We start from the raw sequence: 25,912 nt of genomic DNA, 5'->3' as shown, positions 1-25,912 counted from the left end.
TTTCAGCTTTATCTCAACTTCCTTTTCAGGGCATAATACCTGTAGAGAAGTTTATCATACCGGATCACACAGAACAGCAGGCCTGCAGTTAGTATCAGTGTTTTTAAACGAATCATGCTATAGCTAAAACCACCAATGATACATCCTGAAAAAAAGCAGGCAATAATCACCAGTTTCAGAGCGATATTCTTCCTAAGCTGACTCTGTTCATTTTTTCTTTCCTTGAAAAACAGTTTTGAAAGTTCTATTCCCAGATCAGTAAACAGCCCCGTAAGGTGAGTCGTTCTCACGACAGACTGTGATACTCTTGTCACCAGTGAATTCTGAACTCCCATTGCAAAAAGTAAAATACCGGCAACTGTATAAGGAGATACTGAGATTTTTAATGATTCTTCTCCTGATATCCCTACAAAACCCAAAAGCAGAATTTCGGTGACTAAAGGAATAAGATGCGGACGGAACATCCTCCGTCCGGAAGAAAATTCAACCATAAAGCTTGAACAGAACGCTCCTCCCAGAAAACATAGAATGAAAACAAAATAAGTAAGAGCACCGCCGTAGTCATCCAGAAGAACTTTCTCAGAAAAGAAAGCAAAATGTCCTGTTATATTAGTAGTAAGAACTTTCACAGACAATACTCCCACAATATTCACAATCCCGGCAACAAATGAAAGTGCTGATGCCAGTTTAAGATTGTGAAAATAAGTTCTGTTTTTCCCTCTGTGCCTGAACATTTTTAATCTCTGTAAAGCCTATGCATTACTTTTAAAAAAAACAGCTGGATAAAATAAATAAGTAAAAAAAAATAATTAGAAATGTCAGTGTCAAACTGTGAAAAACATGTCCGCTTAAATATTTATCCAGTGTTCTTGTAGGTTTACAATATCCCTTAACGTAAAATCCTACTGTGTTTAGTAATCAATGAAAGATCTGCAATAGCATCCTTAGATCCCTCTGAAATGCTCTGATTCTTATTTCAGAATCAATTTCATTACTTTTGTAAAAGTAATTCGTTCAGGAAAAAAAACTTGTGATGTAGGTCTGTTTAAAATGTGATTTAAGTTAAAAACCGAGCCCGGATTCAATAGTCTGTATAAAAAATTATGATCTCAAAATTTATTTTTAATAATCAGTATCTTTTTGACGAACTCCCTGAGTATGATAAAAATCTGCTTACAGGCGCTATGAAAACCAAAAACTACCGTAAAAATGAACCCGTGTTTACTTACGGGACCAAACCCAACGGCGTTTACTACCTAAATGAAGGAAAAATAAAGAAATACAAGGTTGATAATGACGGAAGAGAACAGATTATTTATATTTACAGTTCCGGTGAGTTTTTCGGATACTCTGCCATTCTGAGTAATGAATCGTATGGAGACACCACTTCAACACTGGAGAATTCTGTTATTTCATTTATTTCTAAAGACAGTTTTCTGGATATTCTGAGCCAGTCATCTGTGCTTTCAAGGCTGCTGCTAAAGTCTTTAAGTCATGAATTCAGTGTAATGGCCAATCTTATCGCCGTTTTATCTCATCGTACAGTGCGAGAAAGGGTTGCGCTCAGTTTGCTGATCCTTCATGATAAGTATAAATCAAATGATGCTTCCGACCAAGATGTATTCATTTCTCTCTCCCGTGTGGATCTTGCCAATATGGTAGGAACTGCCAGAGAGACTTTAGCCCGCATTATCAATGATTTTAAGCAGGAAAAACTGATCAGATCTGAAGGGAGAAAAATACAGATCATCAATTTTAAACGGTTAATTCATATTGCTAATTTTTATTAATTCTTATTTCCAGCCTTTTCTACCTCCTGTTTTATTTTCACAAGCCTATCAATCGCATCCAGATTTTCAGGATTAAGCGATAGTGATTTACCATAGTTGACAATAGCTGATTTATAATCTTTTGCGTTCCAGTAAGCCTCTCCCAAACTGTCGAATAAATTGGCATTTTCAGGATAAATTTCTGTAGCAAAAGTAAAGATCTTGACCGCTGCAGGTACTTGCTTCTTGTCCCTCATCCATTCATATCCTATATAATTGCTGAGCCATGCCAATCCGGAGGTAGATTTGTATTTCTCAATTTCTTCTTTGGTTTTGCCAGCTGTTTCTTTTGCCCAGATATCTTTAAGATAGCCCTCCGGATTGTCAGCATCATTATATTTTTTATAAAATATTACGCCTTCTGAAGAAGCTGGAAAAAGATCTGCCATCATATAAGAGTGTACTCCTTTTTCCAATTCCTTTTCAAGCTTAATTTCGACCGAATTAGAGAAATCATGATGAAGGAAAAGTTGTATCGTTCCTTTGTTCAAATTATAAATATTGGTATACTGTGTATCTTTCACATGCATCTGATCCATTACGGATGAACAAAAAGCAGCAGTTCCATTGGGTTGATTGGTTTTCAGAAAATTAACTCCTTTCATATAATAGTCCAGCTTTTTCTTATCCTCTTCCACTGTATTTTTAGTGGGATTAAAATTTGACTGAATATAGTATTCCTGATTCCCCAACACTAAAGCTCCTCCTTCTACAAGTAAATATGCTCCTGTTTTATCTACAAACATCATCACACTGGAAGTCAGAAAGCTCATATCTATCGTAGACAGATACTCTTTTACCTGCTGAACAGTACTAAAATTGCCCATCACATAGTGTACAATATCCCGCACAGGTTTCTGAATTTTTCCTTCCTGTTTGGGGACAGGTATTTCAGGAGTGGCAAATCCATCAAAAACCAACCCTGCTTCATTCATTGCTCCCTGAGGAAACCGATTGATAAACCCAACATAAGCTACCCCATATTGATCCTGTATTTTCGGCTCAAACCAGATCTCAGCGTTCGGGCTCACCCAGTCTTCATTATTTCCAACAATCGTCTTTCCTTTGTGGGTCATTTTAAACATACTGCAGCCATAAAAGGTATGGCTTAGGAAAAGGAAAATAAAAAGTAATACTTTGATTTTCATAGGTTACTATTTTGGTGCAATCAAATTTAATTAAAAATAATTACAGTCCGCATCTGCTGACAGCCTGTTGTCATAAGTATCTGTTACCTTTGTTAAAATTGTTTAACAAATAAATACTCTTATGAAACTTACCTCACTAAGACTCATCAGCAAAAACATCAAAGCAGCAGTAGAATTTTATGAACAGGCCATTGGAGTGACGAGCCGATGGTATACTGAAGACTTCGCTGAACTTTCTGCCGGTTCCGTTACAATTGCAATCGGAAGTACCCGGACGATGAAGATGTTCTCAGAAGACCTGACAGACTTCACAGGTACAAAATCAACCATTATTGAATTTATGGTTGACAATGTAGATAAAGAATATGAAAGAATAAAAGCTATAGCGTCTGAAATTATCCAGGAGCCGACAACGATGCCATGGGGAAACAGGTCTCTCCTGTTCTGTGATCCGGATGGAAATATGATTAACTTTTTTACTCCTGTAAGTGAGGAAGCTTTGAAAAAATTCAGCTAAAGTTTAACCACTTAAACTTTTTAGAACCAAGCTTTATGCATCATAGGTACTCTAAATCTTATAAAACCCTTGATTTTTCATCGTGTGTGAACTTTTCCTCGGAATCATTTTAAACTTACTTAGGTGAACTGAAGTATTTTCAAATGAAAACTTTTGTGGTTTTGTAAAATTTAAACAACTTAATGATCAAAAATAAAACCTCACTGACCAAGCAGCGAGGTTTTTGTCCTAATTGTTAAAAGTCTGTCTTATTTCGCCAGAAATTCAATGGCTTTGCTTACAAATGTATCATGGTACTGGTAAAAAGAAGCATGTCCGGAATCCGGAAATACAACCAGTTCTGCATGATCTAAATGCTGAGCCATATTTTTAGCATTCTGAACAGATACCGGAAGATCATTTTCACCATGAACAATCAGTACAGGATTTTTGATCTTTTCTATTTCTGTAAGCGCATCAGGGTTGGGTTGAGCCCAGCTCAGTACTGCAGTAAATTGTGCGTTGGAAGCAGTATCACTTAACGGCAGGTCTCTGTCTGTGGTACGCAGCTGGATTCTTGCAAAAGAAGCTTTTCCTTCTGCAATACTTTGAGCAGATTCTGTAAATCCAAATTTCAAAAATGAAGCTTCAGGGCTTAATCCTGCTGTTCCAGCCACAATATTAGGCAAATTGGACAATCCGATTGCTCCTTGCGGTCCTGTTCCGGTTAAAATCACTTTATTGATCAGCGATGGATAAGTCAGTACAATTCTCTGTGCAATAAACCCTCCCATAGAAAACCCCATAATATTCACTTTGCTCAAATTCAGTGCTTTGATAAAGTCTACGGCATCATCAGCCATAATCTGCACTGTATTAGGAGTTGTTCCTTTTGAGGAAGCTACTCCTTTATTGTCAAAAATGATGACTTTATATTTTTTTGACAATCCATCCGTTACGGCAGGATCCCAGTCATCCATGGAACCTCCAAGACCTGGCAGCAACACTAATGGAATGCCATCTTCTTTTCCTAAAACACGGTACGCAATAGCATTTCCTTTAACAGTTATGAATTGGGTTTTGGCTGTCTGGTGGTTTCTGTTTTGTACCTCCTGGACCGTGGGAGGTTCATTTTCTTCAGTGCAGGACATGGTCACTACGGTAAAAAGAGTTAAACACAATAAGCTTACGGCTGAGATTTTTCTGATTGTTTTCATTGTAGTTTATTTTTGTATGATTATGGTGCAAACATAAAACACAAAAACAGGCAGAACACTCAAAAGCTTTACCAACAGGACATTTTAAGGATTCAATTAGACATTTGAGAAGGTGAAAATTAAAAGTGTAAAGTTTTAAAAAATAATTTTAAACCCTTTTTCCTGATTTTAATGCAATAAGGGTTTTCAGTGCTTTCTCAGCATCTTCTCTGGCGATAAAAATATGATCATGAAAATATGCAGCCACTACATTACAGCTGATATTTCCCTGTTTCAGAGCATTGGCAAAAGCAGCCGTAAGTCCTACTGCTTCCAGGGAGGAGTGAATATTCAGAGTGATCCAGGAAGAAATGTAACTGTAAGCAAAACTCCATTCATCAGCTATGGTTCTTTCTAACACAATGGTAACAGCTTCATGCTCCCTGAATAAAAACAGAATCTTTTCTATATCCGGTATTTCTCCCAGATTCTGAACGGTACAAAACACATATTCTCCGATATTCAATACCGGTTCCATATTTTGAATCAATACAGCTAAATCTTTTTCTCCTGACATCTTTTTGGATACAAAACTAAGGTATAGAAGGCAACTTCTGTTTATCATTTGATAAAAAACAAGAGGTAAATTCTGATCGTTAAAAGCAAACTTAATTTATTTCATGATTTCTCCATTTCAAAATATGAGGGTCCGCATATGATAATTTGTTTGTAAATTAGAAGCAAAACTAATCCCTCATCTGTTCATGAAAACTACACCAGATCCACCGGCCCCAGACAAAAAGAGAAATCCATTCATCAATTGTCATACCCATACTTTTACAGGAGATCATATTCCTCAGTTTCTTGGTAAAAAACTTCTGCCGTTTGGTCTTGAGCATATTCTCACGATAAGACTTATTATCAGCTTTTTCAGATGGTATTACCGGGTTCCCACGAAGTGGCAGTATAGACGTCCTTATAAGGTTTTGGAGAATTTCCGTTTTCATATCAGATGGTTCCTTCAGAAAATTCCTTTTATCACTGTTCCTATTGCAGTTGTACTTACTCTGGATACGCTGCTGATTCTTTTTTTCGGCTATTTTGAGGGGAAATATAACAATGAGGGCTGGTTTGAATATATCAGTTCACTGAATCATTTGATGCAGAATATTTATCTGCTTCCTGCTCCACAATATATTTTTTTAAGAATTCTGATTGTTTCAGCTTTATTCCTACTGATCAAATCGGGCAGGCAGCTTATTATATTCATTGCAAAATGCCTGTTTCAGATCCTGCGCATTCTTCCCGGTCCTGAAACAAAAGCCTATCTGAAGCGTTATATCAGCATAGGCCGTTTTGCCTTTCATAAAAGTCAAATGACCATATTCAGAATGCTGGAGAAGCAATATCCTGCAGATTCCCGTTTTGTAGTTCTTCCCATGGATATGGATTATATGGATGGTGGCACCGCCAAATTCAGTTATCCTCTGCAGCTTGAAGAACTTAAAAACCTGAGAAGGAAGAAACCCCGGACATGCCTTCCTTTTGTATTTGCTGATCCCAGAAGAATAAAGGACAATCCGGCTTATTTTGATGAGATCAAAAACTGTATTATTCATGAAAGGTTCAGAGGAATTAAAACCTACCCTGCCCTTGGGTATTATCCGTTTGACAGGGATATTCTGCCTTTGATGTTATGGGCCTGTGAGAATCAGGTACCGGTACTTAATCATTGTATCAGAGGAACTATCTATTACCGGGGCAGCAAAAAGAAAGAATGGAACAGTCATCCTGTATTTACGCAGTCAACCGGAGAAAAGGGCAAAAGGGAACCCCTAAAGCTGTATGAGCTGAGCAACAGTGATTTTTCTACGAATTTCACCCATCCTCTCAACTACCTTTGCCTGTTGAATAAAGATTATCTGAAACAGCTTCTTGAATATTATCATGATGATTCTTTATATGCCCTCTTCGGCTATGCGGGAAGAGATCAGCCACTTGCTAAAAATCTTGATGCACTAAAAATCTGTTTCGGGCATTTCGGAGGTGAAGATGAATGGGCAAAATATATGGAACGTGACAGATACCTTTCTGAAAACGGCTTTACCAATCCTGTGGGAAAAGGGATTAATTTTATTCCTACAGCTCTTGAAAACTCATGGCGCCATAATTCATGGTTTGCTATCATCTACAGCCTGATGCTGCAACATCCTAATGTATATGCTGACATCAGCTATATCCTGCATGATGAAAATATATTTCCTCTTTTGAAATCACTTCTGAAAAAAGACAGCCGAATCAGTGACCGCATTCTGTATGGCAGCGATTTTTACGTAGTACGCAGCCAGAAAAGTGACAAACAGATGTGGGCAGATACAGCAGGAAGACTGACAGATCATGAGCTGGAACTGATTACCAGAGATAACCCTAAGAAATTCCTTTATAATCATATTCATCAGTATGTTGAATAAATGCTGCCAAACAAAAAGGAGGCTTTCTGCCTCCTTTTTGTTTGTACTGTAACCTATCAACCGAACCTCATTATGTGTATTTGTGTTTTTTTTATCATTTGGTTTTTTTAAAAGGCCCGCCTAAGGTTATTCATACACTTCTTTTAATTTCATCAGTGTTTTTAATTGATTTTCATCATTTGTGCTCTTTTATAACTATTGTTTATTATTTGAATAGCTATAATCATTTGTTGTTTTTGTGTATGAAACTTTAATCATTCAAAGTATTTCTCATGTACTTTTTCATTACTTAAATCTCACAGTACAAAGGAACAACATTATAAAATAATATTCCCTATAAACCCCATCGATACATATCGATCACGTTATAGATATTTATCGATAAAATAGAATATGAAGCGAAAAATCCAAAAAACTAAAGTTTATGATGGGTTTTGATAAGATCAACAAGTTCAACCATATTTTCGATCTTTAGTTTTTCAAAAATATTTTTTTTGATTGTGCTTACTGTATTCTGTTTGATATTCAGACTGTTTGAAATTTCCAGGTTTCCGAATCCTTCGGCATAGAGCTCAGCAATCTGAAGTTCCCTTTTGGTTAAACTGCTGAGAGGACTTATAAGATCAGGGTTATATACAAACTGTACCAATAAGTTTCTCAATACATCAGAAAAATATTCTCCCTTCTCGATAAAGGTGGTAATGGCTTCCCTCACCTCTTCCTCTTCACTCAATTTACTCAGGTAGCCATTGGCTCCTGCTTTGATAAATTTAAGACCATGCAGTTCTTCTTCAAGCCCCGTAAAAATCAATATTTTAATGGCAGGATTGATGCTTTTCATCTGTGGTAAGATGTGCAGGCTGTTTCCATCCGGGAAGTGGGCATCAATAACGGCTATTTCCACCCCTTTTGATTCGATCAGCTCCAAAACCTGGTGTAAGGATGAAGTCTGATAAATTTTAGCGTGGGGAGCAATATCGCTGATAACAATTTCCATTCCCTGGCGTACAATACTGTGATCGTCAGCCAGCAGAAATATGATCTCTTTATTTTGCATTGGTGTTTCCATTATGATTACGATTTAAATTGATCCTGAATGTCACTTTCGTTCCTTTATGCAGTTTACTCTCAACCGATATATCCCCATCGAAAAGCTCTACGATCTCTTTAACCAGATTAAGGCCAAGTCCGGCACCGAGATTATCTACTTCATCAGAGACCATTCCCTGATAATAAGGATCAAAAATTTTACCCAGATCAGATTCTGATATTCCTACTCCGGTATCTGTCACAGAAGTAACCAGGGCAATTGTATGATCTCCCAACGGCTCTGTGGACATCACAAGATCGATCTGTCCGTTTTCTGTAAACTTGTTGGCATTTCCGAGAATATTCATAAAAATCTGGTTGATTCTGATATTATCTGAATATACCAAAACATTTTCAGGAATTCTGTCTGTTACCACAAACCTGTTGTTTCTGGTTTCCAGATAAGGGGTAATTACCTTTACAATAGAACCGATCTCATCTTTAAGATTGAAAACCGATTGGATAAGCTCTTTTTCAGCATTCTCATTTTTGGTATACTCCAGAATCTGGTTAGACTGCAGAAGCAGAGTACTGTTGGTAAACTTGATAGATTTAAGATAATCCTTTATCGTTTCATCCTGAGTCGTTCTGTGGATCTTGTCGATGAAAATATTAATGATTTTTAGAGGAGACCTAAGATCATGACTCAGCATTCCCAGAATCCTGTTCTTAAAATTAAGGTTCTTTTTAATTTCTTTATTTGCGGCATCAAGCTTTTGCTCATAGATAAACGCCATCCTTGTAAAATACATGATCAGAATGGATACGATAAACATCAGAACCATCAACCCCAATACCAGATAGGTTCTTATTCTGTTGTTATTTGAACTCTGATCATTATACTCTTTTTCCAGTTGAGACTTAAAATCCCTGATTGCATTTTCGTACACTTCTATCAGGCCGTTGCTGTACACCAGCAGCTTACTGAAATTGCTGTAAAACTGTAAATTATTTTTCTGATTTTGAGCAGCAAGCAGCTGTACTTTCCTTACTTCAGCAGCATAATGCTTATCCATAGACTTCAAAGTATTGTCCATTTTGGATTTTACCTGAGAGAGATCCAGTGTTTTGTTGTTGGTCATCGTAATCACAGTACTTTCCTTTTGAACATCTACCTTTCCTGTTACAGCATCTTTTAAACGCCCGAAAAAGCCTTTCTTTTTAACGGTATCTGCATAGGTGCGGGTTTGGATCTTGAAATCTTCAAAATCATTTTTATATTTGGCAGGTTCATACTGCTTATCTTCAATTTTTGCAGGAGGATTGAGTGAAGTCTGGTACACTGAATCTATTAATGTTTTCAGCTTTGCTGTCTTCACCATATCCTGGCTATGAAGAGCCAAGGTCTTTTTCAGTCTGGGACTTGTGTTTTCATATTCACCAATTTTATCAAAATTGATTTTAAGTTTTCTTAACGACTGGAAATATAACTGCAGTTCCTTATTATCCTGGGTTGCCATATATTTCTGAAGATGTTCCTGAGCATCCAGAAAATCTTTCCTGGAGTTATCGGTCAACCCTCCCAGTGCGCGGCTTTCCTCCAGCTGATCTTTAATAAACTTAAGCTTCTTACCGTTGACAAATTCGTTATAAAAAAATATGGCAATAATGACCTGTATCAGCAAAATACAAAGGATCAATGAGTAATGAACAAGTTTTCTCAATTTAAAATTTAAGAATTTATATTTCATATTCGTTTATCAGTTAAATTAATTTCCTGACTGCATAAGTCCATTAGATATTAGCCTTCAACAATATACCATTATTTTAAACAATTTCATAATAGGGGTATATCATCCAATTGGCAAAGTTAAAGTAATTTTTGTCTTCTTATAATAATGAATATTTAATAAAAACCGATAAAATTGGATTCTTTTTACTATCAAAACACCCTGTAAATTTTAAGTTTCATTCACGTAAATCTATTTTTTTAGAGCAATTGTAAAAAACTGCTGTCCGTAAAATATTCTGTATCTGTCTATTTTATTGCATATAACAATTATTGATGATCAGACAGTTGTAAAAAACTGCAAGCAGCATCTCAATTATTATACCATTCTGAAAGACCAGTACTCCTCCTCTCAAAGAGTCCCTTTTGCCATTCAGTATTTCTACTCAATACCACAATTGGTAATTTACACTCTAAGAACATATACCCTCTTCTTTGTTACTTTGAAATGCTTATTAATACTGGCAATATTCAATGGAAAATCAGAATATTCATATGTACCGGCAGATTCATGTCTATACCTAATCTGTGGTAAAGAATAGGATTCAGAGATTGTCAAAGATCATTAATGACGGTATATTCTTTCATATTGATCTCTTTACTTTTCCTGTATCCGCTCAATACGATTATAAAAAGTAAAACAATAACCTATGATTACAGAAAACTATGACGTAATCGTCATTGGCGGAGGAGCAATAGGTCTGGCTACAGCTTACCATCTCGGCCAGCGCCAGGCCAGAACTTTAGTACTGGAACAATATACTTTTGTCAACCAGCTGGGCAGTTCTGCGGGAGTATCACGCCAGTTCCGGATTCCTTATCCGGATGAATATATGGTACAAATGGCTTTGGATGCAGAGCCTTATTGGGAGGAGCTGCAGAAAAAGACAGACACCCAACTGCTTGATAAAGTAGGAACACTTTGGTTTGGTGATCCTGAAGTACATTCTACCGAAGGAAATATTGCTGAAGCAGAAAAAGCACTTAAAGCATTAGGAGTTCCCTATACCACGCTGACTTCAAGGGAAATTGAAGATCAGTATCATTTTAAAAATCTGCCGGATAATTATACAGGGCTGTTTCAGCCGGATGGTGCCAGTATCAACTTCAAAGCAACCATAGAAACACTGCTAGGCCTTTGCCGGAAAGAAGAAACTGTTGAACTTAGAGAAGATTCTCCCGTACTGGAGATCAAACAAAACGGCGATCTTTTTGAGCTTACCACTCCCAATGGAATTTATATTGCCAAAAAACTGGCGATCATTCCCGGACCTTATATCAACAGCGTTATCAACCTACTTGATTTTAAAATAGAAGCCACCTACTGGAATATGTCTTCCGCTTATTTTAAAAAGACAGATCCTGATATACAATATCCTACATGGTTTGTATTTCAGAATTCAAGCGAAGAAAACGGCAATCAATTCTACGGTTTCCCTTCAGTTGAGTGGGACCATCCTGAATACATCCGTGTAGCACCTGATTTTGTTATCAAACCTTTGGAGGAACCAAGCGACAGAACGTTAATTCCTAACCCTAAGGAACTGGCTTATACCTCCGAATGGATACAAAATCATATGACCGGACTAAGCATTATTCCGGAATATACCTCAACATGCCTTATCGCTTTGAGTACAATCCCGAATAAAGAACTGCTGATTGATTTTGCTCCGTCTTATGTTCCCAATCATAAAAACATTGTGGTCTACGCCACCGGATGGGCTGCGAAATTCACCCCTTTTTTAGGTAAAATCATGTCTGATCTTGCATTGGACGGACATACCGATTTTGACATTACCCCATTCCGGTTAGGATATAAATATTTCTTAGCACTTTAAAATTATAAAACCATGAATCAAGAAAACGTTAATAAAAATACACCACTGTACCCGGGAATGCAGCCTGACCTGAAAGTAGAAGTAGCCATTATCGGAGCCGGAACTTCCGGATTATACACTGCTTTTCGACTGGTAACAGACAATACATATAAAGGTCATGAGGTACAGATCTTCGATATGAGTGACAGGTTGGGCGGGAGACTGGAATCTGTAATCATGCCAGGAATGAATTTCTGGGGTGAACTCGGGGGAATGCGTTATCTGACTTCTCAGGAAATTGTAACCACCTTGATAGAAGGATATCCCCTTAAAGAAAAGGATTTAAATAAAAGAACTCCTGTTCTGAAAGATAAGATGACTCCAATCCCATTCCATATGGGTGATCCGGAAAAGCTCTTCATGTATCTCAGAAAAGAACGATTCCAACAGAATGCCTGGACAGAGGATCAGAAACAGGATAAAAAACTGATCACCCGCTATTACCTGAATAAAGAAGATGAGGGTTTCAGTTCAGATCAGCTGTTCAATAAAATTATCTATAATGTTTTAATGGCAGATCCCTGGGTAGCCGAAACCTATAAAGAATTAATTATTGCAGACCCCAATGGTTATGATTATACTTTCAAACTGACCAGCCGGGACTGGGATGCCATAAAACCAAGGCTGATGTATAATTTCCCGGGGTCTCCTTATGATCAACGTAAAGTAAACGATATCGGTTTCTGGAACTTAATCAAAGACCAGGTTTCTCAGGAAGGGTATGAGTTCTTAGCAAATGCCGGAGGATATTATTCCAATACTATTAACTGGAACTCTGCAGAAGCATTTCCTTATATGGTAGGAGATTTTTCAGCTGATACCACCTATAAAACCATTGAAGAGGGCTATGACAGCATTGCCTATGCCGTAGCGAATACCTATATGGAACATGAAGGAGCACGCATCTGGTCTGAAAATAAACTGATAACTTTCACCAAAGACCACCCTCTGATCCATACCCACTCCTATGAACTGACTTTCCTGAATATCAGAAGCAATACCCAATGGAAAGTCTATGCCAATGCCATCGTATTGGGTATGCCGAGAAAATCACTGGAGCTTCTTGATCAGAATACTTTTATCTTTAACGGCCAGGAACTCAATGACAATATCCGCTCTGTTATTATGGAACCGGCCTTTAAAATTCTGATGGGCTTCGAACGTCCCTGGTGGAAAGATCTTGGAATAGATTCCGGGCATTCTATTACGGATTTGCCTATGAGGCAGTGTTATTATTTCGGAACTGATCCGGAGAACAACAATTCAATGTTGCTGGGAAGCTATGGTGATATGGAAACGGAAACATTCTGGAAAGCTCTTTCTGATGACAAAGTCCTGTTTAAGGTAAGAGCTGCTAAATCTGCATCATTGGAGGAACTGCATAAGTTTGATGATGTTCAGGCTACAGAATTCATGGTCAATGAATTGATGAACCAGCTCAGGGAATTACATGGTGTAGACATTCCGGAACCTTATGTAACCTATTTCAGGGACTGGACAGATGATCCTTACGGAGCCGGATATCATGCATGGAAAGCAGGTTTTTCCGTAAAGGACGTCATGCCTTATATGAGGAAACCTTTGGTTGAGGAACAGATTCATATTATTGGTGAAGCCTATTCTGATCAGCAGGGCTGGGTGGAAGGAGCCTTCTGTGAAGCTGAAAAAATGCTTCAGACTCATTTTAAACTAGACTGGCCTTACTGGCTGGATCCCGACTATTATTTAGGCTGGTAATCATAAAAACAGTAAGATAATGATAAACAAAGCTCCGGATATCCGGGGCTTTGCTTTTTTCATACTACCCCATCGAAAACAATCTAATAATCAAATCTTTAAAAATAGATTTAAAATTGTAAAGCCTGCAATTAAGGTAATTGACTGTTTTATTGGCTTGTAAATAACAGATTAAAATCTCTTTCAGCTACTAACGCTGATTATATTCTTATCTATATCACCATCATTAGTATTTTCTATTTTTCTAAGAGAATCTTGAAATGATATTTTCCTAACTTTTCAGTTTGAAACGAATGAAAGAATAGTTCAGAGAATTCATTGAGTCATCTGGGATATTCAAAAACAAAATAACAGCAAAACAGCTTTATCATCTCATGACAGATAAAAATTTTAATCCTCAGAGAGGCTTTATATTCAGCAAACATGTGCCGGAGGAATTATCACATTTTGACCGGGTATTTGATGTTTTCAAAGATTTGCTTACCCACACCTCCGGGGATATTGAGGAAGCCTTTGAGTGGCTTGATATGCTTGATCAGGAATATGATATTTTCAGTGACGAATACACCCTTCAGGATTTTGAAGAAGATTTGAAAAAAAGGGGCTATATCAGAGAAGAAGATCCGGAAGAAGGAAATACAGGAAGCGGAAAAGGTAAAAATATATTAACCCCTAAACTTGAAGCTGCTCTTCGTGAATATGCCCTTGATCAGATTTTCGGAAAGCTGAAGAAAAACGGAGCCGGAAATCACCGCACCAATAAAACAGGAATCGGGGATGAACGTGATGGCGAAAACCGTTCCTACCAATATGGAGATGATCTGGCAGCAGTGAATATGACTGAAAGTTTAAAAAATGCTCAGATCAATAGCGGAATCTCAGATCTCCGGCTGACAGAAGAAGACCTCATCGTAGAGGAAACCAAACATAAGGCACAGATGAGTACTGTTCTGATGATTGACATCAGCCACTCTATGATTTTATATGGAGAAGACCGCATTACCCCGGCCAAAAAAGTAGCCATGGCTCTTGTGGAAATGATTAAACGGAAATATCCGAAAGATTCCATCGATATTATAGTGTTTGGAAATGAAGCCTGGCCGATCAAGATCAAAGACCTTCCCTACCTGAAAGTAGGACCTTATCATACCAACACAGTAGCAGGACTGGAGCTGGCCATGGATATTCTCCGCAGAAAAAGAAATACCAATAAGCAGATTTTCATGATCACCGACGGAAAGCCCAGCTGTATTCAGCTGCCCAGTGGTGAGTTTTATATGAACAGTTTTGGATTGGACGAAAGGATCGTTAACCAATGTCTTAACAGAGCGGCACAGGCGAGAAAACTCAAAATTCCGATTACCACCTTTATGATTGCCCAGGATCCTTACCTGCGTCAGTTTGTAGAAGAATTTACGGCTCAGAATAAAGGAAAAGCCTTCCTGACAGGACTATCCGGTTTAGGGCAAATGATTTTTGAAGATTACGAAAAAAACAGAATAAGAAGAATATAAAGAAAAGCGTTCAACATACAAATCTTACCAGATAATTAGTATTACAAGACAATGAAAAACGATATTACACTCAAAGAATTAAAGGACTCCGGTTACACCCATAAAACGATTAATGAGGAAATTCAGGCCAACTTAATTGCCAGAATTAAAGCTAAAAAACCTGTATTTGAAGGACTTTGGGGCTATGAAGACACCGTTGTCCCACAACTCAAAAAAGCTATTCTTGCCGGCCACCATATCAATTTACTTGGGCTGCGCGGCCAGGCAAAAACAAGAATTGCAAGAAGTATGGTCAACCTCCTTGATGAATACATGCCCGTTGTAAAAGGATCAGAAATTAATGACAGTCCATTTCATCCCATTTCAAAATATGCTAAAGACCTTATTGAGGAACTGGGTGATGATACTCCGGTTTCCTGGGTACACCGCTCTCAACGTTTCTATGAAAAACTGGCCACTCCGGATGTGAATGTTGCAGATTTAATTGGTGACATAGACCCTATCAAAGCAGCGACATTAAAGCTGCCGTATTCCGATGAACGTGTTTTACATTACGGAATGATTCCGCGTGCCAACCGCTCTATTTTTGTTTTAAACGAATTGCCGGATTTACAGGCAAGAATTCAGGTTTCCTTGTTTAATATTTTACAGGAAGGAGATATTCAGATCCGTGGATTCCAGCTCAGAATGCCTCTTGACATCCAGTTTGTATTTACTGCCAATCCTGAAGATTATACCAACAGAGGAAGTATTGTAACCCCGTTGAAAGACAGAATCGGGTCACAGATTTTCACCCATTATCCAAAAACAATAGCCCTTGCTCGGCAGATTACAGAACAGGAAGCTCTGATTTCTGCTGAAGATAAAGCCCAGATACAAATTCCTGACCTGGCGAAAGATCTTTTGGAAGAAGTTGCTTTTGCAGCCCGTATCAGTGAATACGTAGATGCAAAAAGCGGTGTAAGTGCCCGTCTTACGATCAGTGCTATGGAAAATTTAATCGCAGCAGCCAAATTACGCCTGATTGAATCCGGCGAAGAGAAAACCACTGTCCGCCTGATTGACTTTATGTCGATCATCCCTTCTATCACAGGAAAAATTGAACTGGTATATGAGGGAGAACAGGAAGGTGCGGATTATGTAGCCAAAATGCTGATCGATAAAGCAGTAATGACTCAATTTGAAAGCATATTCCCCCGCATTTCCAAACTGGAAAAAGAAGGAATCAAAACACCATATACCGATCTGATCAGATGGTTCAATAAAAATCATTTAGAACTTCATTATAATGACACGGACGAAGCATTCTATGCTAAACTTAATAAGATAGAACCTTTGGTAACGGTTGTTGAGGAAAATACTTCCGAATTGAGTGCTGAAGACCAGAATTTCTGTAAAGAACTGGTGTTATGGGCACTGACCATCAGTAATAAAATTGATAAGTCTGAAAACCAGAATGCCTTCACTTTTGATTCTCCGGGGATCGGACAGTTCTTACGCAACTGACATAACGGGCAAAAACGATAAGAAAAAAGCCTTCAGATTCGACCTGAAGGCTTTTTACAGTTAAAAATGGACCATCCTGTTATTGTATTTATTTCAAATTTCTGACACCTAGTTCTCTTTTCAGTGCCTTTCTATTTTTATTCCAGCTGCTCACCGTCCAAAGAGCAAGAATCCATGGTAAAAAAGTCATCAATCCGATGCCTTTGGTTATGGTGCTATATATGCCAATACCCGCTAATAGGCCTACCATTATTGCATTGACGATAACATTCGCTTCAAGAGTTTTCTTCTTCTCAAACAGTTCCTGATCCGTTAATTCTGATAAATGTTTTCCTCTGGTTTGTTTCACACTTCCTGGTTATTTTTGTTTTAAAATAATAAGATTCATTGAATCTGTCCATTATTATAAGCTAAAATACAATAATGCCGAGACATTTTTTATTTCTTTTATTTGTAATTTATTTCTGAAAAAATCAAAGCTATGGAAGACAGCCTGAATTGCATTTACAGAGTTATCAGTTTCCTGGAAAAGAATTACGATCAGCCCGTATCTGTAAAGGAACTTGAAGATCTCTCCCATTATTCTTACCGGAATATCCAGCGCATTTTTAAGTATAGCTGCGGAGAAACCATTGGCGCTTTCCAGCAAAGATTAAAAGTAGAAAATGCTTATAAACGGATTTTGTATACCCAGGAAAATCTTACAACCATTGCAATTGAAGTAGGTTTTGCCAATATCGCTTCCTTTTCAAAAGCTTTCAAACAACATTTCGGAATTTCTCCCAAAGCTGCAAGACAAAATAAGGAAGAGCTTCTTTGTGGACACGAGATCATTCCGATTACATCGGATGTATTGCTGGAACCTGAAATTGTATATCTTAAACCTCTACCGGTATACTATCAGAGCATCAATACCTACTACAACAACGAGGAAATTGAAGTTCTGTGGGAAAAGTTTATGGAGAATGAATTTCCTGATTCCGGGACAGAATATTTTGGAGTCATAGCAGATGAACCCTTAATCAAAACTGAAATCAACTGCCGTTATGATGCATGTTCTTCCGTCCAGTCTGTGAATAAAAAACTTCCTTCAAAAATTATATTGGGTGGTCAATATGCCCGCTTTACTCATCCGGGCAGTTATGAAACAATAGATGAGACCTACACCAAAATCTATTCCCGCTGGATCTTTCATTCGGGGCTTGAATTTTCACACACTCCCATTATAGAAAAATACGAAAGATATTCCGAACATGCAGAAAATCAAGAGGAACAGCTGACCTATATTTTATTACCTTTGAAGTAAGTTGTCAATTTAGGACAACTTTAAAAAAAACAATCGATCTAATTTTGCCCTGTTAAAAATAGATCAGTTATGCAAAAAAAGAAAATCATGTTCCCGTTATTACCTCTTCTTTTACTTTCATGTTCTGCAGCAGAACTTGCAGAAATTCCGGGCACTGTAAATCCGGAAACAGCTGTTTACAAAATGCCTGAGGAGTCAGCCCCACATGAAGGAACCTGGCTTCAATGGCCTCATCAGTATCAGTATGGAGTGACTTACCGCAACAGACTGGATGCCACCTGGGTAGCGATGACCAAAGAACTTGTACAAAGTGAAAAGGTTCATATCATTGCCTATGACGGAACAGAAAAAAATCGAATTACGGGACTATTAAACAGTGCCGGTGTTTCCCTTACTAATATTAATTTTAAACTTTACCAGACCGATGACTTCTGGGTAAGAGATAATGGTCCTATCTATGTAAAAGATCAGAATGGACAGTTATTCATTCAGGACTGGGGATTTAACGGCTGGGGAAACAAAGCCGATTACAGCAAATGCAACCTAATACCTTCTAAAATAGCAGCCGATACCAATATTCCGAAAATCAATCTTAACTCTGTGATGATCAATGAAGGCGGAAGTGTAGAAATTGACGGAAACGGAGTATTAATGGCTTGTAAAAGTTCTATCCTGAATAACAACCGGAATCCCGGAATGACCCAACAGCAGGCAGAAGCTATATTTACTAAAAATTTAGGGGTGACTAAATTTATCTGGCTGAATGGAAAAGCCGGTCTTGATATTACAGATATGCACATTGATGGTTTTGCCCGGTTTGCCAGTTCTTCCACCATTATCACGATGAGTCCTGATGATCTGGCTTACTGGCAGGTACCGGATGGAGATATTGATAAACTGTATGATGCTACCGCGAAAAACGGTTCTCCTTATCAGTTTGTAAAGGTTCCTTTAACCAGAAATGATGTGATTACCACATACGGAAAGAATGTAGGGCGTGCTTCTTATATCAATTATTATATTGCGAATAACCGTGTATTGGTTCCCAATTATAACGACCCGAATGATGCGGTTGCCAACAATATCATCCAGCAGCTGTATCCCGGCAAACAGGTGGTGGGTATAGACTGTCGTAATTTATTTGCCAATGGCGGGATGGTACATTGTGTGACCCAGCAACAGCCTCAGTAAAAAAGAAAGCCTGCTGATTTTCAGCAGGTTTTATTCATAGAGAATGCCAGTCACTGAAAATAATGTAAATTTGCCGTGTCCATCTCATAAAAGATGGTTTTCCAGTTTAAGTATTATGAAAAAAACAGCAGTTTCTTTATTTGCCCTTCTTCTGAATATTGTCTGTCAGGCACAAAATTTTGATGTGATTCCCTTAGGAATATATGGTGGGGAGCAGGAAGATAATTTATCCGCTTATTTAGTGGGTGCCCCAAAGGACAATGCATTTTTATGCCTTGATGCAGGTACCGTCAACGCGGGAATTCGAAAAGCGATTCAATTGAAAAGTCTTGACGGAACAGCAGAAACCGTACTCAAAGATCAGATAAAAGGATATTTTATATCACACGGTCATCTTGATCATCTGTCAGGCCTTATCATCAACTCACCTGCTGATTCTAAAAAAGATATTTTCGCTATAGCTCCGGTGATCCGGATTTTGCAAAATCATTATTTTATCACAGATACCTGGATCAATTTTGCAGATCAGGGTCAGAAACCCATCCTTGGAAAATATCATTACAATGAGCTTCAGGAAGGAGCAGAGATCCCGGCACCTAAAACACCATTTTTTATAACAGGCTATGAACTGAGCCATGTGAATCCTTACAAAAGCAGTGCTGCACTGGTCAGAAGAGACGATCACTATCTGCTTTACCTAGGAGATACAGGCGCTGACCGTATTGAAAAATCCGACCGTCTTGAGAATCTGTGGAAGACAATAGCTCCCCTGGTTAAAAAAAGACAGTTAAATACCATATTAATTGAAGTTTCTTTCCCTAACAGCCAGCCGGAACATCTGCTGTTCGGACATCTTACTCCTAACCTGTTAATTGAGGAGCTGAGTAAACTGAAAGAAAAGACCGGACAAAATAATCTTGAGAACCTCAACATTGTGGTTACCCATAGAAAACCAACAGGAGATAATCCTGAACTGATCAAAAAAGAATTATTACAAAACAATCCTTTAAAGATACATTATATCTTTCCTGAACAGGGTAAAAAGATCAGTTTACCATAATAACAGATAAAAGATGGAGCCTTTTTTGGCTTCATCTTTTTTATTATGTTTCAGTCATTTAACCTTCCCCTACAACAGATTCATATTTTACTTTAGGGGCTGCATAACGATAAACAAAATACCAGGTGATCAGAATCTGAAAGAGTATAACCGTTGGCAGAATAAACGGATAATCTACAAAAGGTTTCAATGTATCACCTTTTGCCAGCATCATCGGCAGATCAATGACATTAAATATAATAATTACCCAAAGCAATGCTTTACTTCCCTTAAAATACCACCAGCAAAATATTCCATAAGCCAGTTCAATCATAAAATTAAGGATCGGATACTCAAGAATTCCAAGCCCTAAAACAGGTTGGGCAGAGAATGGTGATAACTGAATATCCTTTTCATGGAATATCATATCAATAATAACATGAGATAGAACACCAATCGCAAAGGCTATAGCAAGCTTTCTGTTTTTATCCCCCCAGTTAATGAGACAAAATGAAAGTAAAGCAGCTACAATTCCAGAAAAAACAGAATGTGAATAAGGTAGAAAGTCGAGATGTACTCTACCCCCGGAAATTGAGAAATGTTCCCAGCCAAAGTAATTAAAAAATACCCAAAATACTTCCAAAAGCTGTACGGAGATCAATAATGGAAGTAATGGCAATTGAGGGGCGTTTTTCTTTATCAGCAAAGCTGTTGCTGCATGATTTATTGCATACATAATAGAATGGTTTATGGATACAAAGATGTCACAGCTATTTTATATAAGCTTGTATGATCTGGCTATTCTTCAATAAAATCGAAGGAGTCTGTCCGAACATTCTTTTAAACGTCCGGTTGAAGTGTGGGGCATCGGAGAAACCTGCTTCAAGAGCAGCATCTGTCATATTATTACCCTCTGTAAGGTGCTGAACTGCCATTAAAAGTTTTGCCCACAGCATATACTTCCTGATAGGAATACCCACCTGCTCTGTAAACAGATGAATGAGTCTTCCCGGAGAAAGAAAAATCAAAGCAGATAAATCTTCAATCTTTAACGGCTCATCCCATTTCTGCTTAAGGATTTCCAGAAGTCTTATGATCCTTTCATCCATGCTATTATTTCCTGTTGTACTGGAAAGTTCATGAAGAAACTGCAGTGTCTGGTTAAAAATAGGCTCTGCAGATTCATCATCAGAAAGCATCGGAATTATATCTTTTAATAATTCTTTTACAATAGCTTCCGGCAGAACTGCTATCCTTTGACCGGTCAGATATATCTTTTTAAGGCCATTGCCTATTTTGCTTTCAGGATCAATATTGATCAATAGAAATGTTTGCTCTCCCGTTCTGCATTCATGAGGTTCATCAGAACTGATAATAACAGATCTGTTCTTAATAACCGATCCGGATGAAATCACTTCTATTTCATCATCAATGCTTATGGCAATCTGTATGGCATGATGATCATGAACAGCAGTATCAATGGCACTGCCTATATAGATAAAGTAACCGGTAGAAAAAAACAGCAACGGAGGTGTCATATCATATTCTATATCTCAAAGATATTTAAATTATCCATACAAATTGGGGAAGCCCTGATTGTTATTTTGAAGAATAAAAAGTTCACTGTACTCTTTTGCTTTATTATTTTAACAATTGATTTTCAAACCATTAAATATAAATCCCAGATATTAATACAATTTTTCATTGATTTATAAATTTAATATCGTAATATTGCAATATTAAAATTAAAATAATGGGAGTTACAAAAACCGAGATTTACACAGAAGAACAAAACAGGTTGGCTTCTCTTCTTAAGGTTTTGGGACATCCTGCCAGAATAGCCATTTTACAGTATATCATCCACCAAAAAGCATGCATTTGTAATGATCTGGTTGAAGAGCTTGGCCTGGCACAGGCTACCATCTCACAACATTTAAAAGAATTGAAGAATATTGACATCATCAAGGGGTCAATTGAAGGAAAGTCTGTATGCTACTGTATCAATGAAAATACATGGAAACAATTTCAAAACGAATTCAACCTGTTTTTCAATCAGGATATCACTATCAAACAATGCTGTTAAGGCATTTTTTTGTCATTCAACATCGTAATATTGCAATATATAATTATTTAAATTCATACGTTTAATCTCAACAAAATTAATTCATTATGAAATTATCAGAAATCAAAGAAATTCTGCCCAAGCTGGAAAATGTTGAATTTCAGTTGGAAAACGGCTCTTTTGTACCCGAACACTTCCATGTAACGGAAGTAGGCCAGATCATAAAAAAATTTATTGACTGCGGAGGAGTAATCCGAAATGAGAAAGTGATCAGCTTTCAGTTATGGAATGCTGATGACTTTGAACATCGCCTGAAGCCGGGGAAACTGCTTCATATTATACAGCTTTCGGAAGAGAAGTTAGGAATAGAAGATTCGGAAATTGAGGTAGAATATCAGGGAGAAACCATTGGTAAATATGACTTAGGATTTAATGGGAAAAATTTCGTGCTGAAAAATAAAACTACAGCCTGTCTTGCTCAGGAAGCTTGTGGAATTCCTTCCGAAAAACAGAAGAAAAACCTGTCTGAGCTATCCGTAACCTCTTCATCATGCAACCCTTCTTCGGGCTGCTGTTAATATCAGTATACTGTTATGCATCAAGAATTATTAGATACAGTCCACGCTCTGCAATGGAAAAACATAGGCACTGAAAGGAAAGAAGTTCTGAAACCATTGGTAGATTTTATACAGCAAAAAGTGAATGAAGGCAAAGTAATCAACCTGAATTTTATCTGTACCCACAATTCCCGCCGCAGCCATCTGGCACAAGTTTGGGCCCAGACAGCGGCCACTTACTTTACAATTCCAGGAGTACACTGCTACTCAGGGGGAACAGAAACAACGGCTTTATTCCCTAAAATTGCAGAAACTTTAACTGACCAGGGATTTACAGTTTTCAGTATTGCAGATACAGATAATCCGATCTATGCCATAAAATCCGGTGATAATGATCTCTCCATTATAGGCTTTTCCAAAAAATACGACAGTCCTTTCAATCCTGTCTCCGGATTTGCTGCTATCATGACCTGCTCACAGGCAGACGGCGGATGCCCGTTTATCCCCGGTGCTGAAAAAAGAATCCCCATTACATTTGAAGATCCGAAAATTTCAGATGATACTCCAGACCAAGCAGTGGTCTATGCTGAAAGAAGCTTACAGATCGCTGAAGAAATGTTCTATGTCTTTTCAAAAATCAAAAAATAATCATGCAGCCCAAATTAAAGTTTCTTGATCGTTATCTTACACTATGGATCTTTCTGGCAATGGGCGTAGGGATTGCTTTAGGTTATTTCTTTCCTTCTATTCCTGATATGATTCAATCGCAGTCTTTAGGGACAACCAATATTCCATTGGCAATTGGCCTTATCCTTATGATGTACCCGCCATTGGCTAAGGTTGACTACTCTCTCCTGCCTCTTGTATTCAGGGATAAAAAAGCAATTGGGGTCTCTTTATTTCTCAACTGGATCATAGGGCCTCTTCTGATGTTCTGTCTGGCCATCCTCTTTTTAAGAGATGAGCCGGATTATATGGCAGGGCTTATATTAATTGGACTGGCAAGATGCATCGCTATGGTACTTGTATGGAACGACCTTGCCAAAGGCAACAGAGAATATGCTGCTTTGCTGGTTGCATTAAACAGTATTTTCCAGGTATTTACTTACAGCTTTATGGTATGGCTGTTCATGAATGTTCTTCCCCATCAGTTAGGTTTAATCAGCTTTACAATAAATATATCTGTAAAAGATATTAGCGAAAGTGTATTGATCTACCTGGGGATTCCGTTTTTGGCAGGCTTCCTGGGCCGTTATATCCTGATAAAAACAAAAGGAGCTGTATGGTATAACAGAAAATTTGTACCTGCAGTTTCTCCTGTTACCCTTTATGCTCTCCTATTTACGATCATACTGATGTTTAGCCTTAAAGGAAATAAAATACTTGAATTACCTATGGATGTGGCAAAAGTTGCAATTCCTCTTATTATCTATTTTGTGCTGATGTTTTTTGTGAGCTTTTTTATCAACAGGTCTTTACATATTCCGTATGATCAAAATACATCCATTGCCTTTACAGCAACAGGAAACAATTTTGAACTGGCCATTGCGGTTGCGATCTCAGTCTTCGGTATTCATTCATCGCAGGCTTTTGTAGGAGTGATCGGGCCTTTGGTAGAGGTTCCGGTTTTAATATTGCTTGTAAAAGCCAGTCTGTTCATGAAAAAGAAATGGTACTCTTAATTCATTATGATAAAAAGCTTCACTGAAATAATGAAGCTTTTTATGATCAATGATATTAATTTTTGACCAGCCTGTAATTTCCGCTGCTTTCATCTTTACTTATTGTATAGCCATCTGCCAGCTCAAGAATCCAGCCGTCTCCGGATATTTTTTTATTTTCTGTTTTCACTGGATTAGATATGGAAATTTTATCCCAGTTCGGACTCATTAATGCTCCGTTTTCAACAGTCAGAATCCCCCATAAATCCGTCACCCGGATGTTGGGATATACCGTTCCTTTATCTTCTATCGGTACAATATTTCTTGGATCAAAGGAGACATTCATTTTTTCAAATTTGATTTCAAAATGAGGCTGCTGAATGAATTTCAGTTTATATTCCGCAATGAGTCTTCTGGTTTTTTCTTCTCTTTCTGTTTCTTCTTCTGTAATTGACTTACCATTATAACGATCCGCCAGGTTTCCAGCTGCTTTTTTCAGATCAGACGGAATTATTACATTAAATGCTTTAATGAAATAACCGGTGAGGTCTGTTTTCCCATCAATCCTTTTATTCCAGTCCTTATCTTTTTTGTACAGCAAATACCCATAAACAGGTGTTGTATAATAAGCAAATGAACGGACAAATGTTGGATTTTTCATAAAATCATTTATTCCATTCAAAAGAGACGACCTTGTCTGCTCATTATTTCTTCCGCTCACGATAAGGCCGGTGAACTCAGCAATTCCTTCATTCAGTTCCAGCAGATTTTCTGCAGTTTCAGAATTTTTATAAAGCATGTTCCTGTACTTCCTAAAGGTCAATGCACTGGTCAGATGCTGCTTCATTTCTTTTTGTGAGGTTGAGCTGACTGCCTGCTTCAATGCTTCAAGTTCAAGGCGCAGATATATCCTGCCTTCTTTCTGGTCAAGGTGATTATTTTCCGCATTGTTCAATGTAAATCCTAATGCAGGCTGAATGCTGTGAAATGACTCATGTGCCAAAAGGTTAATCCTGCTTTCTTTATCCTGAGAAAGAGGCAGCATGATCATCGCCCATCTTTTTCCACCCCAATTGACTGCCGTATTCGCAATATTGATAGAAGCAGGCAAAACACCTGAATAGATCTTCCCGTTCCGTTTCAGAATTCCCTCTGAATCGGGTTCGTTGGCAAAAAATTCTCTGGTTTTCGGATCAATTAAAATTACAGGACCATATAAATCTTTGTTCCAAAGTCCGGCATTCCTGCTGGAAGCTGTTGCAAGTTCATCGAAAAAAAGAGCAATTGTATCAGGGGAGACAGCCTGTTTTTGCCCTTTGGCACTCAGGGCAATAAAGAAAAAGAAAGCTGTAAGAAAAGTCCGCTTCATAGTCAGATTCTTTGTGGTTAATTTTTATCACTGAAGATCAATTACTGCATCTATTGAACAGAAATCAAAAAATGCTTATTAAATACTTTTGGAATTGCCAATATAATGAATTTCAATCAAGGGTAAAAACAAGAA

The 25,912-nt window shown here is 37.8% G+C and carries 24 protein-coding genes; 14 read left to right on the top strand and 10 right to left on the bottom strand.

Annotation, left to right across the window (positions count from 1 at the left end; genetic code table 11):
* Window positions 1–8: 8 nt before the first annotated feature.
* The gene (locus tag AC3FI7_RS01010) at window positions 9–734 is read right to left on the bottom strand and encodes a YoaK family protein (RefSeq protein ID WP_142722197.1); all 726 of its coding nucleotides are present in this window, start codon (window positions 732–734) and stop codon (window positions 9–11) included.
* A gap of 369 nt (window positions 735–1,103) precedes the next feature.
* Between AC3FI7_RS01010 and AC3FI7_RS01005 the strand changes: the two genes are divergently transcribed.
* Window positions 1,104–1,790, top strand: a complete 687-nt coding sequence (locus AC3FI7_RS01005; RefSeq protein WP_491461172.1) for a Crp/Fnr family transcriptional regulator — start codon at window positions 1,104–1,106, stop codon at window positions 1,788–1,790.
* On the opposite strand, the gene AC3FI7_RS01000 is transcribed toward AC3FI7_RS01005, so the two are convergent.
* Window positions 1,787–2,977 carry a hypothetical protein gene (locus tag AC3FI7_RS01000; RefSeq protein ID WP_343658074.1) on the bottom strand — a complete coding sequence of 397 codons (1,191 nt, stop codon included), beginning with the start codon at window positions 2,975–2,977 and terminating at the stop codon, window positions 1,787–1,789. The genes AC3FI7_RS01005 and AC3FI7_RS01000 overlap by 4 nt on opposite strands.
* Before the next feature lie 121 nt (window positions 2,978–3,098).
* Between AC3FI7_RS01000 and AC3FI7_RS00995 the strand changes: the two genes are divergently transcribed.
* On the top strand, window positions 3,099–3,494 hold the full coding sequence (locus tag AC3FI7_RS00995; RefSeq protein WP_142722194.1) for a VOC family protein: 396 nt from the start codon (window positions 3,099–3,101) through the stop codon (window positions 3,492–3,494).
* A gap of 248 nt (window positions 3,495–3,742) precedes the next feature.
* Here AC3FI7_RS00995 and AC3FI7_RS00990 read toward each other — a convergent pair whose 3' ends face one another.
* Window positions 3,743–4,690, bottom strand: a complete 948-nt coding sequence (locus tag AC3FI7_RS00990) for an alpha/beta fold hydrolase (protein WP_142722193.1) — start codon at window positions 4,688–4,690, stop codon at window positions 3,743–3,745.
* 148 nt (window positions 4,691–4,838) lie between these two features.
* Window positions 4,839–5,246 carry an ACT domain-containing protein gene (locus AC3FI7_RS00985; RefSeq protein WP_142722192.1) on the bottom strand — a complete coding sequence of 136 codons (408 nt, stop codon included), beginning with the start codon at window positions 5,244–5,246 and terminating at the stop codon, window positions 4,839–4,841.
* A 187-nt stretch (window positions 5,247–5,433) separates the two neighbouring features.
* Between AC3FI7_RS00985 and AC3FI7_RS00980 the strand changes: the two genes are divergently transcribed.
* Window positions 5,434–7,140, top strand: coding sequence for an amidohydrolase family protein (locus AC3FI7_RS00980; RefSeq protein ID WP_491461171.1), 1,707 nt, complete (start codon window positions 5,434–5,436; stop codon window positions 7,138–7,140).
* A gap of 415 nt (window positions 7,141–7,555) precedes the next feature.
* On the opposite strand, the gene AC3FI7_RS00975 is transcribed toward AC3FI7_RS00980, so the two are convergent.
* Both AC3FI7_RS00975 and AC3FI7_RS00970 read right to left on the bottom strand, forming a co-directional pair.
* Window positions 7,556–8,209, bottom strand: a complete 654-nt coding sequence (locus AC3FI7_RS00975; protein WP_172616966.1) for a LuxR C-terminal-related transcriptional regulator — start codon at window positions 8,207–8,209, stop codon at window positions 7,556–7,558.
* A complete protein-coding gene (locus AC3FI7_RS00970; protein WP_343658071.1) occupies window positions 8,187–9,893 on the bottom strand; it encodes a sensor histidine kinase in 1,707 nt (568 codons plus the stop codon). Before AC3FI7_RS00970 ends, AC3FI7_RS00975 begins: the two co-directional genes overlap by 23 nt.
* A gap of 715 nt (window positions 9,894–10,608) precedes the next feature.
* Between AC3FI7_RS00970 and AC3FI7_RS00965 the strand changes: the two genes are divergently transcribed.
* The 4 genes from AC3FI7_RS00965 (at window position 10,609) to AC3FI7_RS00950 (ending at window position 16,592) form a co-directional block, all read left to right on the top strand.
* Window positions 10,609–11,796 carry an FAD-dependent oxidoreductase gene (locus AC3FI7_RS00965; RefSeq protein ID WP_491461170.1) on the top strand — a complete coding sequence of 396 codons (1,188 nt, stop codon included), beginning with the start codon at window positions 10,609–10,611 and terminating at the stop codon, window positions 11,794–11,796.
* 12 nt (window positions 11,797–11,808) lie between these two features.
* Window positions 11,809–13,572 (top strand): flavin monoamine oxidase family protein, encoded by a 1,764-nt coding sequence (locus AC3FI7_RS00960; protein WP_491461169.1) that lies wholly within the window; start codon window positions 11,809–11,811, stop codon window positions 13,570–13,572.
* A 374-nt stretch (window positions 13,573–13,946) separates the two neighbouring features.
* Complete coding sequence (locus AC3FI7_RS00955) at window positions 13,947–15,086, top strand: vWA domain-containing protein (RefSeq protein ID WP_142722187.1); 1,140 nt, start codon at window positions 13,947–13,949, stop codon at window positions 15,084–15,086.
* 51 nt (window positions 15,087–15,137) lie between these two features.
* Window positions 15,138–16,592 (top strand): sigma 54-interacting transcriptional regulator, encoded by a 1,455-nt coding sequence (locus AC3FI7_RS00950; RefSeq protein ID WP_142722186.1) that lies wholly within the window; start codon window positions 15,138–15,140, stop codon window positions 16,590–16,592.
* 88 nt (window positions 16,593–16,680) lie between these two features.
* On the opposite strand, the gene AC3FI7_RS00945 is transcribed toward AC3FI7_RS00950, so the two are convergent.
* Entirely contained in the window at window positions 16,681–16,941 is a 261-nt protein-coding gene (locus AC3FI7_RS00945) for a hypothetical protein (protein ID WP_491461168.1), read from the bottom strand.
* A 132-nt stretch (window positions 16,942–17,073) separates the two neighbouring features.
* On the opposite strand from AC3FI7_RS00945, the gene AC3FI7_RS00940 reads away from it, so the two are divergent.
* The 3 genes from AC3FI7_RS00940 (at window position 17,074) to AC3FI7_RS00930 (ending at window position 20,149) form a co-directional block, all read left to right on the top strand.
* Window positions 17,074–17,898, top strand: a complete 825-nt coding sequence (locus AC3FI7_RS00940; RefSeq protein WP_142722184.1) for an AraC family transcriptional regulator — start codon at window positions 17,074–17,076, stop codon at window positions 17,896–17,898.
* Window positions 17,899–17,967: 69 nt separating this feature from the next.
* Complete coding sequence (locus AC3FI7_RS00935; RefSeq protein ID WP_142722183.1) at window positions 17,968–19,089, top strand: agmatine deiminase family protein; 1,122 nt, start codon at window positions 17,968–17,970, stop codon at window positions 19,087–19,089.
* A 115-nt stretch (window positions 19,090–19,204) separates the two neighbouring features.
* Window positions 19,205–20,149 (top strand): 3',5'-cyclic-nucleotide phosphodiesterase, encoded by a 945-nt coding sequence (locus AC3FI7_RS00930; RefSeq protein WP_491461167.1) that lies wholly within the window; start codon window positions 19,205–19,207, stop codon window positions 20,147–20,149.
* 58 nt (window positions 20,150–20,207) lie between these two features.
* On the opposite strand, the gene AC3FI7_RS00925 is transcribed toward AC3FI7_RS00930, so the two are convergent.
* Together AC3FI7_RS00925 and AC3FI7_RS00920 are read right to left on the bottom strand one after the other, a co-directional pair.
* Window positions 20,208–20,864 (bottom strand): hypothetical protein, encoded by a 657-nt coding sequence (locus AC3FI7_RS00925; protein WP_491461166.1) that lies wholly within the window; start codon window positions 20,862–20,864, stop codon window positions 20,208–20,210.
* A 34-nt stretch (window positions 20,865–20,898) separates the two neighbouring features.
* A complete protein-coding gene (locus AC3FI7_RS00920; RefSeq protein WP_491461165.1) occupies window positions 20,899–21,666 on the bottom strand; it encodes a helix-turn-helix transcriptional regulator in 768 nt (255 codons plus the stop codon).
* A 215-nt stretch (window positions 21,667–21,881) separates the two neighbouring features.
* Between AC3FI7_RS00920 and AC3FI7_RS00915 the strand changes: the two genes are divergently transcribed.
* The 4 genes from AC3FI7_RS00915 (at window position 21,882) to arsB (ending at window position 24,429) form a co-directional block, all read left to right on the top strand.
* A complete protein-coding gene (locus tag AC3FI7_RS00915; RefSeq protein ID WP_491461164.1) occupies window positions 21,882–22,211 on the top strand; it encodes an ArsR/SmtB family transcription factor in 330 nt (109 codons plus the stop codon).
* An 86-nt stretch (window positions 22,212–22,297) separates the two neighbouring features.
* Window positions 22,298–22,768, top strand: a complete 471-nt coding sequence (locus AC3FI7_RS00910) for a DUF6428 family protein (RefSeq protein ID WP_491461163.1) — start codon at window positions 22,298–22,300, stop codon at window positions 22,766–22,768.
* A 15-nt stretch (window positions 22,769–22,783) separates the two neighbouring features.
* Window positions 22,784–23,395 (top strand): arsenate-mycothiol transferase ArsC, encoded by a 612-nt coding sequence (locus tag AC3FI7_RS00905; RefSeq protein WP_491461162.1) that lies wholly within the window; start codon window positions 22,784–22,786, stop codon window positions 23,393–23,395.
* 2 nt (window positions 23,396–23,397) lie between these two features.
* Window positions 23,398–24,429 carry an ACR3 family arsenite efflux transporter gene (arsB, locus tag AC3FI7_RS00900; protein WP_491461161.1) on the top strand — a complete coding sequence of 344 codons (1,032 nt, stop codon included), beginning with the start codon at window positions 23,398–23,400 and terminating at the stop codon, window positions 24,427–24,429.
* A gap of 55 nt (window positions 24,430–24,484) precedes the next feature.
* Here the strand turns inward: arsB and AC3FI7_RS00895 are convergent, their stop codons facing one another.
* Window positions 24,485–25,777, bottom strand: coding sequence for a hypothetical protein (locus AC3FI7_RS00895; RefSeq protein WP_491461160.1), 1,293 nt, complete (start codon window positions 25,775–25,777; stop codon window positions 24,485–24,487).
* Between the last annotated feature and the right edge of the window lie 135 nt (window positions 25,778–25,912).

This window comes from Chryseobacterium sp. TQ-BC-N36 (assembly GCF_058382295.1).
The sequence above is the reverse complement of the archived record's forward strand: the minus strand, read 5'-3'. Positions and strand labels throughout refer to the sequence as shown.

Bases quoted from the DNA above. Each gene is read 5' to 3' on its own strand.
- AC3FI7_RS00940 (WP_142722184.1), top strand. From the start codon at position 17,074: ATGGAAGACAGCCTGAATTGCATTTACAGAGTTATCAGTTTCCTGGAA.
- AC3FI7_RS00915 (WP_491461164.1), top strand. From the start codon at position 21,882: ATGGGAGTTACAAAAACCGAGATTTACACAGAAGAACAAAACAGGTTG.
- AC3FI7_RS00930 (WP_491461167.1), top strand. From the start codon at position 19,205: ATGAAAAAAACAGCAGTTTCTTTATTTGCCCTTCTTCTGAATATTGTC.
- AC3FI7_RS00975 (WP_172616966.1), bottom strand. From the start codon at position 8,209: ATGGAAACACCAATGCAAAATAAAGAGATCATATTTCTGCTGGCTGAC.
- AC3FI7_RS00895 (WP_491461160.1), bottom strand. From the start codon at position 25,777: ATGAAGCGGACTTTTCTTACAGCTTTCTTTTTCTTTATTGCCCTGAGT.
- AC3FI7_RS00920 (WP_491461165.1), bottom strand. From the start codon at position 21,666: ATGACACCTCCGTTGCTGTTTTTTTCTACCGGTTACTTTATCTATATA.
- AC3FI7_RS00960 (WP_491461169.1), top strand. From the start codon at position 11,809: ATGAATCAAGAAAACGTTAATAAAAATACACCACTGTACCCGGGAATG.
- AC3FI7_RS00965 (WP_491461170.1), top strand. From the start codon at position 10,609: ATGATTACAGAAAACTATGACGTAATCGTCATTGGCGGAGGAGCAATA.
- AC3FI7_RS01005 (WP_491461172.1), top strand. From the start codon at position 1,104: ATGATCTCAAAATTTATTTTTAATAATCAGTATCTTTTTGACGAACTC.
- AC3FI7_RS00980 (WP_491461171.1), top strand. From the start codon at position 5,434: ATGAAAACTACACCAGATCCACCGGCCCCAGACAAAAAGAGAAATCCA.
- AC3FI7_RS00955 (WP_142722187.1), top strand. From the start codon at position 13,947: ATGACAGATAAAAATTTTAATCCTCAGAGAGGCTTTATATTCAGCAAA.
- AC3FI7_RS00935 (WP_142722183.1), top strand. From the start codon at position 17,968: ATGCAAAAAAAGAAAATCATGTTCCCGTTATTACCTCTTCTTTTACTT.
- AC3FI7_RS00990 (WP_142722193.1), bottom strand. From the start codon at position 4,690: ATGAAAACAATCAGAAAAATCTCAGCCGTAAGCTTATTGTGTTTAACT.
- AC3FI7_RS00905 (WP_491461162.1), top strand. From the start codon at position 22,784: ATGCATCAAGAATTATTAGATACAGTCCACGCTCTGCAATGGAAAAAC.
- arsB (WP_491461161.1), top strand. From the start codon at position 23,398: ATGCAGCCCAAATTAAAGTTTCTTGATCGTTATCTTACACTATGGATC.
- AC3FI7_RS00910 (WP_491461163.1), top strand. From the start codon at position 22,298: ATGAAATTATCAGAAATCAAAGAAATTCTGCCCAAGCTGGAAAATGTT.
- AC3FI7_RS00985 (WP_142722192.1), bottom strand. From the start codon at position 5,246: ATGTCAGGAGAAAAAGATTTAGCTGTATTGATTCAAAATATGGAACCG.
- AC3FI7_RS00995 (WP_142722194.1), top strand. From the start codon at position 3,099: ATGAAACTTACCTCACTAAGACTCATCAGCAAAAACATCAAAGCAGCA.
- AC3FI7_RS01000 (WP_343658074.1), bottom strand. From the start codon at position 2,977: ATGAAAATCAAAGTATTACTTTTTATTTTCCTTTTCCTAAGCCATACC.
- AC3FI7_RS00950 (WP_142722186.1), top strand. From the start codon at position 15,138: ATGAAAAACGATATTACACTCAAAGAATTAAAGGACTCCGGTTACACC.
- AC3FI7_RS01010 (WP_142722197.1), bottom strand. From the start codon at position 734: ATGTTCAGGCACAGAGGGAAAAACAGAACTTATTTTCACAATCTTAAA.
- AC3FI7_RS00925 (WP_491461166.1), bottom strand. From the start codon at position 20,864: ATGTATGCAATAAATCATGCAGCAACAGCTTTGCTGATAAAGAAAAAC.